Genomic DNA, 13505 nt, shown 5'->3' on the forward strand with positions numbered 1-13505 from the left:
GGGACGGAACACGTTGGCTTGTCCTGGCGTGTTTGCCTGGCCCGGCGTGGGTCAGCTTTGCGCGACGTCAGTGGCTCCGTCCCGGGGTTCCGACTCAGGAGCCGGCAAACCAGCCAGCCCCCGGACGACAATCCTGAGTTCCTCGCGCAGCCGTGCGGTATCAACGGCAACGGGCGACAAGACGTCCTGCTCAAGCTTCACTGCTTCTGCGAGAGCTGCACTGCCGGCATCTGTCAGGGTCACCACATGGCTCCTGCGGTCAGAGTCGCTGCGCTGGCGCGCGATGTGCCCGTGCAGCTCCAACCGCGCAAGAGTAGTACCCATTGTCTGGGCCTTGACCCGTGCAACTTCGGCCAATGCCGCCTGCGTAATTGCACCTTTGGCGGCAAGCACTTGCATGGCAATGACCCCGGCATGGGTAAGGCCGATGGACTTCAATTTTTCGTTCCACGAGATTTCCACCAGGCGCGCAGCTGTCGAAAGCAATCGGGTGGTGGGCCATCTCTCCATATCTGGCATGCCGACAGTATATGCGCGGTCGGGGAGCCAGCGCGGCTTCTGCCCACTAAACTGGGAAATCGCGATCCCCAGCTAGGAGCATATTGTGGCAGAACGACTTATCCCGGGCGACGTTGCCCCGGACTTCACTCTTCCCGACGAAACCGGCAAAAGCGTCAGCTTGTCGGACTTCAAAGGGCGCACAACCATCGTGTATTTCTACCCAGCAGCTTCGACCCCGGGGTGCACCAAGGAAGCATGTGACTTCCGCGACACCCTGGCGTCGCTCCAGGCTGCAGGCTATGACGTTGTTGGCATCTCCCCTGATCCCGTAAAGGCACTGGCAAAGTTTGCCGCCGAAGAACAGCTGACGTTCCCCTTGCTCTCGGACCAGGACCATGCAGTGGCTGACGCTTACGCGGCCTGGGGCGAGAAGAAGAACTACGGGAAGACCTACATGGGACTGATCCGGTCCACCATTGTGGTGGACCCCGAGGGGAAAGTGTCCTTGGCGCAATACAACGTCCGCGCAACCGGGCATGTTGCCAAGCTTCGCCGGGACCTCAAGCTGGACAACTAGCGGGTACACTGGAGGCCGATAGCGGGCAGCCTCCCAGAGGCACCGGCCATCAGCCAGCGCGAGTGGTGAAATTGGCAGACACGCAGGATTTAGGTTCCTGTGCCTTCGGGCGTGGGGGTTCAAGTCCCCCCTTGCGCACAGCACGAAACACACAGTGGCCATAGGCCACACGGAACACCCCCGGTTGCAGATCCTGGCAGCACGGGGGTGTTTTTTCCTCAAGCAGCGGGGATGGATTCCTGAAAATGTGCTGGGAAGTGCACTCAGGACGTTCAACTAGACTGGAATGCGGTCTGGCCGAAGCCGGCCACAGCACTTCCAACCGGCTTGAGGGGACAAGAGTGGCAAGCAGCAAAATGCGGCGCCTGACCGTACAGTTCGGAGCTGCCGTAGCGGTTTTGGGGCTGGCAGCGTGTACAGGAACACCGGGCCCGGCACCGACGTCGTCCTCCAGCAGTACCGCGCCGGTAGAGCCCACAGCCACCTTCAACTTCGGCACAGCCTCCATGCCGCTGGGACTCGATCCCGCCATGACCGCGGATTCCGAGTCCTACCGCGTCACCCGCCAGGTCCTCGAAGGCCTTGTTGGCGTGGATGGCGCCACAGGGGAGACCACTCCCCTGCTGGCCACGGAGTGGAAAGACAGCAACAACGGGCTCAGCTACGATTTCACGCTCCGCTCCGAGGTAACCTTCCACGATGGCACTCCACTGGACGCTGCCGCTGTCTGCGCAAACTTCAACCGCTGGTTCACCTTCCCTTCCGAACTCCGGAAGCAAGCCCCGGGGATTTCGTTCCAGGGGGTGTTCAAGGCCTATTCCGACGAACCGGTGTTCTCCATCTTCAAAGACTGCAAAGTGGTCTCGGCCAACGACGTCCAGATCAACCTGACGCGGCCCTTCACCGGTTTCCTGCAAGCGCTGACCCTCCCCGCCTTCGCCATATCCTCGCCCGCCGCCCTTGAGGCGCAAAAAGCGAATGTGCTGGACCAGACCTTGAACGGCCAGGCCGTATCCGCCTATGCCAGCCACCCCGTGGGGACGGGCCCGTATGAAATCAGCGGCTGGGATGAGAATAAACTCACGCTCGCCACGTACAAGGGCTACTGGGGCAACCGGGGCCAGATAGCCACCATCAACTTCATCCCCTACGATCGCGCTGAAACGCGGCAGCAGGCCCTCCTGGACGGCAAGATCGACGCTTACGACCTCGTGACCCCCGGAACTTTTGACCAACTGGTCAAGAAGGGCGTCCAGATTATCCAGCGTGACCCGTTCTCCGTCATGTACCTCGGGATCAACCAGGCCGTGGCGCCCTTGGAGAAACTCGAAGTCCGCCAAGCGATCGAAATGGCAGTCGACAAGGAAACACTGATCCGGCGGTTCTTCATCGACAACACGGCACAGGCCTCACAGTTCGTGCCGCCCAAGCTCAGTGGCTTCAACAACAATGCCCCGTCGCTCGGGTACAACCCTGAGAAGGCCAAGGCATTGTTGGAAAAGGCGGGCTACAAGGGTGAGGAAATCAAGTTCTACTACCCTCTGAACGCCACCCGCGCCTATATGCCCACTCCCGAGAAGATCTACGCCGAAATCAGCCGCCAGCTGGTTGCCGTGGGCTTCAACATCAAGCCAGTGCCCGTGGACTGGGAGGGTGGCTACCTGCAACGGGTCCAGTCTGCGGGAGATCGCGGACTGCACCTTCTGGGCTGGAACGGCTCCTACGCCGACGCCGATAACTTCCTGGGACCGCTGTTCGGCGAAACCCGGGCAGAGTTCGGCTATGCGGATTCGGAAGTCTTCCACAAGATCGAGCGGGCACGCGCCATGCCCGACGGAGACGACCGCAACGCCCAATACCAGGCGATCAACGCAGAGATCGCGGCCTCGGTGCCGGCGGTGCCGATCGCCTTCCCCATCTCCGCCTTGGCGTTGTCCAACAAGGTGGAAAGCTACCCGGCTTCACCGGTCCTCAACGAAGTTTTCACGAACGTCCGCTTAAAGCCTTGACGATCGCCCGCAATTTCAGTATTGGGTCTGCGCGGGGATATTCTGTGACAGCCAGTGCCGCCGCTAACGGAGATTGATCGTGACCTTCATTTCCAAGACTCAACATGCCGACGTCGTCCTTATTGGCGGCGGAATCATGAGTGCCACCCTCGGTGCGTTCATCAAGCAACTCGAACCCACCTGGACCATCTCCCTGTTCGAACGACTCGACGAAGCGGGGCTTGAGAGCTCCGGACCGTGGAACAACGCCGGCACCGGACATGCCGCGCTGTGTGAGCTTAACTACTCCCCCGCAGCCAAAGACGGCTCCGTGGACCCTTCCAAGGCCCTCCACATCAACGAGCAGTTCCAGCTCTCACGTCAGTTCTGGTCCCACCTGGTGGACACCAAGGTCATTGGGTCCCCCAAGGGCTTCATCAACACAGTTCCGCACATGAGCTTCGTCATTGGCGACGACCATGCGAACTTCCTCAAAACCCGGTACGAGGCACTCAAGCCCAATACCCTGTTCCGCAGCATGGAATACACCGAGGACCAGGACCAGATCGCCAAGTGGGCCCCCCTGATCGTCAAGGGACGGGAGCGCAAGCAGCGCGTTGCCGCTACCCGCGCAGCTGAAGGCACCGACGTCGACTTTGGCGCACTGACGCGTGAGCTCACAACCTACCTGCAGGACAGCGGTGCCGAGGTCAACTACGGCCACGACGTCACCAACATCAGCCGCGCAGCCGGTGGCGGATGGGACCTGTCCATCAAGCACCCCAAGTCCGGCGAGCACGGCCGCATCCACGCGAAGTTTGTCTTCGTGGGAGCCGGCGGCGGTGCCCTTCACCTGCTTCAGGCCTCCGGCATCCCTGAGAGCAAGGGCTATGGCGGTTTCCCCGTTTCCGGCCAGTTCTTCCGCTGCACCGACGACGCCATCACGTCCCAGCACAGCGCCAAGGTTTACGGCCAGGCATCCGTGGGCGCGCCGCCCATGTCCGTCCCGCACTTGGATACCCGCTACGTGGACGGCAAGCGTTCCCTCCTGTTCGGCCCGTACGCCGGATTCTCCACCAACTTCCTGAAGACCTCCAGCTACTTGGACCTTCCGCTGTCCATCCGACCCGGAAACATCATTCCCATGTTGGCTGTGGCCAAGGACAACATGGACCTCACCGCATACCTCATCAAAGAGGTTGCCAAGCGGCACGAGGCCAAGGTTGAGGCCCTGCGGGAGTACTACCCTGAGGCCGCCGGCGGCAATTGGGAACTGATCACCGCTGGCCAACGTGTACAAATCATCAAGAAGCACCCTCAGAAGGGTGGCGTACTGCAGTTCGGCACCGAGGTCATTGCCTCCCGCGATGGTTCAGTAGGCGCACTGCTGGGTGCCTCGCCGGGCGCTTCGACCGCTGTACCGATCATGATCGAATTGCTGCAGAAGTCCTTCCCCAAGAACTTCAAGGGCTGGCAGTCCAGGCTCAAGGATATGATGCCGGGCTACGGCGTCAAGCTCAATGAGAACCCTGAGCTCGCTGCCGAACTGGAAGCAAGCACCGCCAGGTCCCTGCAGCTTGATGCGGCCAACGCCGTCCAAAGCTAGGCCATACCCGGGGCTGCGGCCGGTTCCCGTCAGACGAATCGTTACGTAGACCTTGGGAGTCAATGCAATGTTCCGCCTGGCCAAGCTTTCTCTGGGAAACCGGGCTCTGATCGCGCTGATCACCGTCTTTGCGGCGGTGTTCGGCGTGATCACCATGGGATCCCTGAAGCAGGAACTCATTCCCTCCATCGAGTTCCCGCAGATCACTGTGGTGACCTCCATGCCGGGCGCCTCCCCCGAGGTCGTGGACAAGCAATTAAGCCAGCCGCTGGAAACGGCACTTAACAGTGTTGAGGGGCTCGAGTCCACCACGTCGACCTCCCGCAACGGTGTATCGCAGATCACCATGGTGTTCACGTACGGGTCAAACCTTGACCGGGCACGGAACCAGATCGACCGGGCCATCTCGAACGCCAAGCGGGTGCTGCCCGCCGACGTCGAGCCCCAATCCATTGCCGGCAACATCAGCGATTTCCCCATCGTCTACTTGGCCGTATCCTCGGACAAACCCCTCAGCGAACTCAATGCCGACCTCTTGCGGCTGAGCGTTCCCCGGCTCCAGAAAATCGACGGCGTCCGCGGCGCCGATGTCACGGGCGGGGCCAACCAGCACATCCTGATCCAGCCCCGTCCGGCAGACCTGGCCAGCAGCGGCGCGTCCATCCAGGCCATCAGCAATGCATTGAAGAACAACGGAACTTTGGTTCCCGTGGGCACCATCGAGGACCAAGGCAAGACGTTGTCCCTCCAGCTCGGCAGTCCCGTGGATTCCTTGGACATCATTAAGGGACTTCCCCTGACGGGCGCGAAGAATGCTGCCACCATCGGTGCAGTGGCCGACGTCAGCGTCGAGGACGATGCCGCTACCTCCATCACGCGCACCAATGGCAAACCGACGCTGGCGCTGTCCGTCACCAAAAAGCCCGAGGGCGATACTGTGGCGATCTCGCATGCCGTGCGCGACGCGATCGGATCCATGCAGGATGAACTCGGCAACAACGCCACCTTCACCCCGGTCTTCGATCAAGCCCCGTTCATCGAGAAGTCCATCAAGGACCTGACCACCGAAGGCCTGCTTGGACTGGGCTTCGCAGTGGCCGTCATCCTGGTGTTCCTGATGTCCGTGCGGTCCACGTTGGTGACCGCTGTTTCCATACCGCTGTCCCTTCTGATCACCTTCATTGGCATCTCCGCCACAGGCTATTCACTGAACATCCTCACTCTGGGCGCGCTGACCATTGCGATCGGGCGTGTGGTGGATGACTCCATCGTGGTGATCGAGAACATCAAGCGACACCTCAGCTACGGCGAACACAAGCTCACCGCCATCCTGACCTCCATCCGTGAAGTCGCCGGAGCCATCACGGCCTCCACACTGACCACCGTGGCCGTCTTCCTGCCCATCGCCTTTGTGGGCGACCTCGCTGGAGAGCTGTTCCGGCCCTTCGCACTCACAGTGACCATCGCATTGTTGTCGTCATTGTTGGTTTCGCTCACGATCGTTCCTGTGCTGGCCTACTGGTTCCTCGCGTCCCCGGCAAAGGGCGCTGAAGCGGTGGCTTCCACCCAGGAGGCGGCGAAGAAGGCCCGGGAAGCCGAGCAAAAGAGCAGGCTCCAGCGCGGTTACCTTCCGATCCTCGCTAAGACACAAAAGCACCCGGTCATCACGTTGTCCGCGGCGGCCCTGGTGCTCGTGGCGACCGTTGCCGTTTCACCGCTTCTGGCCACCGACTTGCTGGGCCGCTCGGGGGAAAACAGCATGACTGTTCGCCAGGTCCTGCCCGCCGGGACCAGCCTGCAGGCCACCAGCGATGAGGCAGCAAAAATAGAAGATGCCCTGAAGGGCATCAACGGCATCAAGGACGTGCAGGTCACCTCCGGAAATGCACAGACAGGCTTCGCTGCCCTGACATCCACCGGCTCCTCCAATTCGACGTTCACCATAGTCACCGACGAGAAAGTGAACCAGACCAAGCTCCAGGATGAGGTCCGATCCAAACTCGAAAGTGCCGCGGGGAAGGTCACCGTAGGGTCCCAGCAAGGCGGTTTCGGTACATCCTCCACGGTAGACATCACCATCCGGGCGGCTAACTCCGCCGACCTCCAAACTGCCAGCGATGCCATGGTCAAGGCCATGGACGGAGTGCCGGGCAGTTCCGAGGTGGCTACCAACCTCGCGTCCAAGCAATCAGTGGTCCAGGTCCGCGTTGAACGCGCCAAAGCCGTTGCGGCCGGCTTGACGGAGGAGCAGGTAGGGGCTTTCCTGGCCTCCACTGTCAGCCCTATCCCTGCCGGCACCATCCGGATCGATACCAACGACTACCCGGTGCAGATCGGTGAGGGCACACGATTCACCAGCATCGCTTCAGTCCGGGCACTTCAGCTCCCCACAGCACGTGGTGGGGTGGCGTTGGAGTCCATTGCCGCCGTCGAGCAGGTTGATACTCCCGTTTCCATCACCAGCAGCAACGGACAACGCACGGCGCGGGTAACTGTGACGCCGTCGGGTTCCAACCTGGGCAGCGTGAGCACCGCGGTCCAGGAGCGCCTGGCCTCAGTGGAACTTCCAGCCGGAGTCACTGCCACCATCGGAGGCGCCACAACCCAGCAGGCCGAGTCCTTCCGGCAGTTGGGCCTGGCATTGTTGGCAGCCATCGCGATTGTCTACGTGATCATGGTGGCCGCGTTCAAGTCACTCATCCAACCGCTGATCCTGCTGGTGTCAGTTCCTTTCGCCGCCACGGGCGCGGTCGGCTTGCTGTTGGTGACCGGTGTTCCGCTGGGCCTGCCTTCGCTGATCGGCATGCTGATGTTGGTGGGGATCGTGGTGACCAACGCCATTGTCCTGATCGACCTCATCAACCAATACCGCAAGCCCCATGACGGCAGCACGGGCATGAACGTGGCAGACGCCATCACACACGGTGCGCGCCAGCGCCTCCGCCCCATCCTGATGACGGCATTAGCCACGGTGTTCGCACTGACGCCCATGGCATTGGGACTCACAGGCGGCGGCGGGTTTATTTCGCAGCCCCTGGCTATTGTGGTGATCGGCGGGCTGGTCTCGTCCACGGCTTTGACGCTGGTGCTTGTCCCGGTCCTTTACAAGCTTGTGGAGGGGCGCAGGGAAAAGAAAGACCTGCTGAAAGCCCTGCAGGACAAGCCGACGCCGACCGGAAACGGCCCGTCCGGCAGCGCGGAAAGCGGTAAGTCCGGCAGCGCGGCCAACAGTTCGGCCAACGGCCCGGCCAACGGCTCGTCGGACGAGTTCCAGGATTGGACCACAGGCATGATTCCCAGAGTTAAGGGCCGCCGCGCAGCCCATCATCCCGGCGAATAGCAACCGCCTCCAACAGACTCACCCAATAGGGCAGGGCCGGGAACATTTCCCGGCCCTGCCCTGTTACAGGTATCGATACATGCAAATGCATCTAGTTTGAGGTACACTGTTGAAAGAGCCCGGGACCACGGGCAGGGAGAAAGGCACATCATGCAGATCGGCGTATTCAGCGTCAGCGACATCACCACTGACCCCACCACGGGCCGCACGCCCACGGAAAACGAACGCATCAAGGCGTCCGTTGCCATCGCCAAAAAGGTCGAAGAAATCGGCATGGATGTCTACGCCCTGGGCGAGCACCACAACCGGCCGTTCTTCTCCTCCTCCCCCACCACCACCCTGGCTTACATCGCCGCGCAGACCGAGCGCATCACGCTCTCCACTGCCACCACGCTCATCACCACCAACGATCCTGTGAAGATTGCCGAAGACTTCGCGATGCTTCAGCACCTCTCCGATGGACGCGTGGACCTGGTCCTCGGCCGCGGCAATACGGCGCCGGTCTACCCTTGGTTCGGCAAGAACATCCAGGACGGCGTGGAACTCGCGATCGAAAACTACAGCCTGCTCCGCAAGCTGTGGGATGAGGACACCGTCAATTGGTCCGGCAAGTTCCGCACGCCGCTGCAGAACTTCACCTCCACCCCGCGACCACTGGACGGCGTCGCTCCCTTCGTGTGGCACGGTTCCATCCGTACGCCGCAGATCGCAGAAGTTGCTGCGTACTTTGGCGATGGCTTCTTTGCCAACAACATCTTCTGGCCCAAGGAGCACTACCAGCAGTTGATCGGCCTCTACCGCGAGCGGTACGAGCACTACGGACACGGCAAGGCAGACCAGGCGATCGTGGGCCTCGGCGGGCAATTCTTCATGAGGAAGAACTCCCAGGACGCTGTCAAGGAATTCCGCCCGTACTTTGACAATGCCCCGGTCTACGGCCACGGACCGTCGCTGGAGGATTTCACTTCCCAGACGCCCTTGACCGTAGGAAGCCCCCAGGAAGTCATTGAAAAGACCCTGACCTTCCGCGAGGCCTTCGGAGACTACCAGCGCCAGCTGTTCCTGATCGACCACGCCGGCCTTCCCCTGAAGACTGTCCTGGAGCAGTTGGACCTCTTCGGCGAGGAAGTCCTTCCGGTCCTGCGCAAGGAATACGCTGCCATGAAGCCGGCACACGTGCCGGATGCTCCGACGCACGCATCCCGCGTTGCCGCAGCGTTGGAGGAGAAAGTCAGCGAATCCGCAACTGCCGGTGCCGCGGGGCAGGACGCCTGATGTCCGGTCCAACGGGCGCGGCGTCCTCCGCCGTTCGCCTCGCCGCCGAAACCTGGGAGTCGTTGTTCCGATCCCAGGTGGCGGTGATGCGGAAGCTTCAGTCAGGGCCAGCGTTCAAGACCCTTCCCGTCAAGGAATACGACGTTCTTTTTACGCTCTCCAAGTGCCCATCCGGGCAGCTCAGGCTCAATGAAATCAACGACAAAGTGCTGCTGAGCCAGTCGAGCCTGAGCCGCTTGGTGGACCGTCTTGAGAAGCGCGGTTTGGTGGAGCGGACGGCAGCCCCCGACGACGGCCGCGGAGTGCTGCTCTCACTCACCGAAGCAGGCAGCGAGCTTCAAAAAACGATCGGGCGGGAACACGTGCGGGACATCGCCCACTTGGTGGGACCGGCCCTCACCTCCGAGGAACAGCGCGAACTCCTTCGCCTGACGGAAAAACTCCGTGCTTCCGTGGCGGGACACTAACGAAGGCTGACGGGCTCCCGGAGATCCTCTACCGGGAGCTCGCCGTTGACCGAGGCACTGACTTTGAGGGTCTTCAGTGTCAGGCTGCCACCCACTGTGGAGAGAAATGCCGTATCCGAGGAATCCCGGCCGGCCGTAATCCTCAGCATGGATTCACGGGGTGCCAGGCCTGTGGGGTCGATGATGTACCAAGCGCCGTCAACGTACGCTTCGGCCACGGCATGGAAATCCATGGGACTCAACCCGGGAGCATACACAGCGGCGAGCCGGGCAGGTACGTCCTTGGCCCTCAACAACGCGATGGCCAGGTGGGCGAAATCGCGGCACACTCCCTTGCGGTGCAGCAACGTGTCCACGGCACCATCCGTTCCCCGTGACGATCCGCTGATGTAGCGGAGTTCCCCGTTGACCCAGGTGCGGACCGCCTGGAGCAGTTCAGCTCCTTGCAACGAGCCGAACTCGGCATAGGAGGTAGGCAGCAGCCTGTCAGACTCCGCATACCTGCTGGGCCGGACGTAGCGGATCAATTCCATGGGAGTGGACGTTTCTGGGATGCCAAAGCCGTGAACCGTGGCCCGGTACTCGACGGTCACTTCACTGGGCTCCGTGAACTCAAGGTAGTGGAAGCGGCCACCGTGGTGGTCGCTGAGTTCGGCAAAGGGAAGCTCGTCACCCGCAGAGGTGATGGACAGGGCCTCCGTCACTGAGTCGTAGCCGGTATTCCGGGCCACGGCTATTGCCATGGCTACTTTGGTGTTGGCTGCGGTCTTGAAAACGAGCGTGGCAGCAACGTTGCGTTCCATTGATCTCCGGGATATGTTGCGGCGGGCAGCCCCCAACGGCGCCGTATGTGTGAAGCAGCCAATCGCGGGACTATTGATTGACCTTCAGAGACAGTAGCATCCGCTGGACATTGGCGAATTCAGAACCGTGGACAGCGTACTTTGCGGCCAGGTCCAGGGTGTCGAAGGATTTGGCCGGTGCCACCTTCTCATCGGCGGCAAAGGCGTGCAGGGCGGGGACGTCCCCAAAGGAATAGTCGCCCTTTCCCGTCGGTCCCAACACCCGGTTCCGGAGTTCGCACGACTGCCCGTCAGCCCCGGCCACCATGTTGGTGATGCCATAGGAACCGAAGAACTTGTAGCCCTGGATCACCCGGAAAACGACGCGCGGATCAATGGTGTCCGGGCCATCCGAATGGGGGACGTCCAAGGGGACGCTGCTGATCACCACATAGGGCCGCCCCTGTCCGGCCGGGCATTCGACCGGAGCGGATGGAGGCAGGCCTGTCTGAAGGGTAGCGACATAGCTGCCCCCACCGTCCTTGACTTCCACCTTCACTGCCCCTGCCAAAGAGCCCGCCTCCGGAGTTACCGACTGGGCTATCCACTCCCTGGGCAGATCGAAGCTGACAGTCTTGGCCGAATCCGAATAGGTCTTCCATGACAGCGCTGTTGCTGCCCCGCTGGGGCTGGCGCCGGCCGGATCGGACGGGGCTTCCGTCCCTCCGGAACCAGGCGTTGCGGAGGGTGAGGTGCCCACTGAACCGGGTTCCGGCGTCGAACTTTCTGTTGGCGCACCTGTACCCGACTCCGAACTGTTGGGCTTCGACGTCGCAGTAGAGGTGACCTGGGGTCCCTTGTTTTCAGCGGAACAGGCGGATGCCGTGGCGAGCACCGTTCCTGCGAGCACCAGGGCAGCGAGCTTCACCGGAACGTACTTCAGGTTCATGATGCCCTTCATGACCACAGCCTATCGGCGGCGATGCCGCGACACGCACAGGACTAGGCTGAGGGTATGGCTCCCGATCAGCAGGACTATTTCGAGGACGACATCCCCACCATGTCAGCGGCTGATATAGCTGACTGGCGCTTACGGACGTTCGCCCTGTACGACAAAGTGCGTCAACTTGCAGCCACCAACCCGTTCGACGCCCACGTTTTCTGGCGCCAGGAGCGGGACCTGATGTTCGCCACCCATCCGGCATCCGCGCTGACTGCGGAGATGAAGGCCTCATTCTCAGGACTCCGCACCGCCGGCTACGACCCCGCCTTCCGCAGATACGCGGTGTTGTCTCCGAACGGCTCCGGGGAGGAAATGAACGTTGAGACGGGCACCGATGGCGTGGTGCCGTTCGCCCGCATCGGTACTTTCGAGCTGCCCGGCCTGGGCTCGTTGGCGGTGTGGCGGCTCCGGAGCTACGGGGGCGGGATCTTTGTCCCGTTCCGCGACGCAACCGCTGGAAAGGATGGCGGAAGCTACGGGGCGGGACGCTACCTGCTGGACACGGTCAAGGGCTCATTCCACGGGACAAGAAATTCATCCGGGGAACAGGAGTTCATCCTCGATTTCAACTTCGCCTACAACCCCTCCTGCGCCTACAACGAAGCCTGGGCGTGCCCCTTGGCTGGGCCGGACAACCGGCTGGCCACGGAAGTTCCCGTGGGCGAACTGTACCTGGGCTAATCAAACAGTCCTCCCGGGCCAACAGCTGCGAGCGCCGCGATTGCCACCAGTATGGTCAGCGGTGCCACGATCAGGCCGTACACCGCGTAGCCCTTCCATGAGATCAGCACATTCATCCGCACCAGTCGTTCATGCCACAGCTGGGTGGCCAGCGAAGCCCACGGCGTGATCAAGGGACCTGCGTTCACACCCACCAGCAGCGCGGCCATCCGCTCCGGACTTCCCGCCAGAGGCTCAGCCACAAGGTAGGCCGGCAGGTTGTTGACCACGTTGGAGCCCAGGGCACCCGTCATGGCCAGCCTGAGCAGTTCGACGAACCCGCTTCCTTGGCCTGCCACCTGTCCAAGCAGAACTGAGGCACCGAGGTATTGGGTAGCCTCCACCACCAGGAAGAGGCCACAGGTGAACAGCAACAGCGACCACGGAATCAGTGTCACTGTGAGGACTTTGGGTCGTCGGAAGGCAAACATGCCGGCAAGGATCACGGCTGCGGCTGTGGCCGGAATCCAGATGGCAACACCGGAGACCAATGCGGGCAAAAGCAACACCAGGACTACGGCACTGACCACCAGCAGGGGTGTGTCCGTGACGGGAGTCGCCGGTGGCACCTGGGCTGGACGTGCAGAATCGAGGGCATAGCTCTTGCGAAGGTCGCGCCGGAACACCACCGCGATGAAGGCCAGAGGAACCAGAATTGCCGCCAACGACGGCGCCCACATCAGCTGGGCAAACTGCGCCGGACTGATGCTGCCGAGATTGTGCTGCGCCAACAGGTTGGTCAGGTTGGAAATCGGGAGCAGGAGACTTGCCGTGTTCGCCAGCCACACCGTGGTCAGGGCGAAGGGTAGAACCGGGAGACCCGCTTGGCGGGCCACCGTGACCACCACGGGGGTCAAAAGCACCGCCGTCGTATCCAGCGACAGGAAAACTGTGCTCAGGACGGCGAACAGCGCCAAAAGCAGCCAGATGAGGACACCGCTGCCCCGACCCCAACGACGCAGCCTCCGCGCGATCCATTGGAAGGTGCCGGCCTCGCTGACGAGCTCCGTCACCACTGTCATTGCGACGACGAATCCCAGGATGGGTGCCACCCGGTCCACCAGGACCGCCACTTCCTGCCAGGGCAGGACGCCCGTGGCCACGGTGACACCGCCTGCCACGAGGAGAACCAGTCCGATGATCGCCAGCCGCATGAGTCGGATTCTAAGCCCGGTGGCTGGGTTTCCCGCCCAGGTTCTTCCGGGGCACGGCGCAGACATCGGCGCCTTACTTACTGCGCGTCACC

The 13505-nt window shown here is 62.0% G+C and carries 11 protein-coding genes and 1 tRNA gene; 8 read left to right on the top strand and 4 right to left on the bottom strand.

What is annotated here, in order from left to right:
* Positions 1-51 precede the first annotated feature (51 nt).
* Positions 52-519 carry a MarR family winged helix-turn-helix transcriptional regulator gene (locus AB4Y77_RS00485; protein WP_311213445.1) on the bottom strand — a complete coding sequence of 156 codons (468 nt, stop codon included), beginning with the start codon at positions 517-519 and terminating at the stop codon, positions 52-54.
* An 85-nt stretch (positions 520-604) separates the two neighbouring features.
* Here AB4Y77_RS00485 and bcp point away from each other — a divergent pair, with 85 nt between their 5' ends.
* From bcp to AB4Y77_RS00520, 7 genes are all read left to right on the top strand, one after another.
* Entirely contained in the window at positions 605-1078 is a 474-nt protein-coding gene (gene bcp / locus AB4Y77_RS00490) for a thioredoxin-dependent thiol peroxidase (protein ID WP_311213446.1), read from the top strand.
* 56 nt (positions 1079-1134) lie between these two features.
* Positions 1135-1216 (top strand) — tRNA-Leu (locus AB4Y77_RS00495).
* Between the two features lie 203 nt (positions 1217-1419).
* Positions 1420-3087, top strand: coding sequence for an ABC transporter substrate-binding protein (locus AB4Y77_RS00500; protein WP_311213447.1), 1668 nt, complete (start codon positions 1420-1422; stop codon positions 3085-3087).
* 79 nt (positions 3088-3166) lie between these two features.
* On the top strand, positions 3167-4672 hold the full coding sequence (locus tag AB4Y77_RS00505; RefSeq protein WP_442012663.1) for a malate:quinone oxidoreductase: 1506 nt from the start codon (positions 3167-3169) through the stop codon (positions 4670-4672).
* 67 nt (positions 4673-4739) lie between these two features.
* On the top strand, positions 4740-8012 hold the full coding sequence (locus AB4Y77_RS00510) for an efflux RND transporter permease subunit (RefSeq protein ID WP_442013040.1): 3273 nt from the start codon (positions 4740-4742) through the stop codon (positions 8010-8012).
* Between the two features lie 150 nt (positions 8013-8162).
* Positions 8163-9287 carry an LLM class flavin-dependent oxidoreductase gene (locus AB4Y77_RS00515; protein WP_089595478.1) on the top strand — a complete coding sequence of 375 codons (1125 nt, stop codon included), beginning with the start codon at positions 8163-8165 and terminating at the stop codon, positions 9285-9287.
* Positions 9287-9754 carry a MarR family winged helix-turn-helix transcriptional regulator gene (locus AB4Y77_RS00520; RefSeq protein ID WP_311213450.1) on the top strand — a complete coding sequence of 156 codons (468 nt, stop codon included), beginning with the start codon at positions 9287-9289 and terminating at the stop codon, positions 9752-9754. Before AB4Y77_RS00515 ends, AB4Y77_RS00520 begins: the two co-directional genes overlap by 1 nt.
* Here AB4Y77_RS00520 and AB4Y77_RS00525 read toward each other — a convergent pair.
* Both AB4Y77_RS00525 and AB4Y77_RS00530 read right to left on the bottom strand, forming a co-directional pair.
* Complete coding sequence (locus tag AB4Y77_RS00525) at positions 9751-10557, bottom strand: transglutaminase-like domain-containing protein (protein WP_442012664.1); 807 nt, start codon at positions 10555-10557, stop codon at positions 9751-9753. The two genes, AB4Y77_RS00520 and AB4Y77_RS00525, sit on opposite strands and share 4 nt — an antisense overlap.
* A gap of 70 nt (positions 10558-10627) precedes the next feature.
* Complete coding sequence (locus tag AB4Y77_RS00530; RefSeq protein WP_442012665.1) at positions 10628-11497, bottom strand: hypothetical protein; 870 nt, start codon at positions 11495-11497, stop codon at positions 10628-10630.
* A 54-nt stretch (positions 11498-11551) separates the two neighbouring features.
* On the opposite strand from AB4Y77_RS00530, the gene AB4Y77_RS00535 reads away from it, so the two are divergent.
* On the top strand, positions 11552-12220 hold the full coding sequence (locus tag AB4Y77_RS00535) for a DUF1684 domain-containing protein (protein WP_442012666.1): 669 nt from the start codon (positions 11552-11554) through the stop codon (positions 12218-12220).
* On the opposite strand, the gene AB4Y77_RS00540 is transcribed toward AB4Y77_RS00535, so the two are convergent.
* Positions 12217-13413 (bottom strand): SLC13 family permease, encoded by a 1197-nt coding sequence (locus AB4Y77_RS00540; RefSeq protein WP_442012667.1) that lies wholly within the window; start codon positions 13411-13413, stop codon positions 12217-12219. The genes AB4Y77_RS00535 and AB4Y77_RS00540 overlap by 4 nt on opposite strands.
* Positions 13414-13505: the final 92 nt, after the last annotated feature.

The sequence above is a fragment of the Paenarthrobacter sp. YAF11_1 genome (assembly GCF_052113445.1).
Classification (GTDB): domain Bacteria; phylum Actinomycetota; class Actinomycetes; order Actinomycetales; family Micrococcaceae; genus Arthrobacter.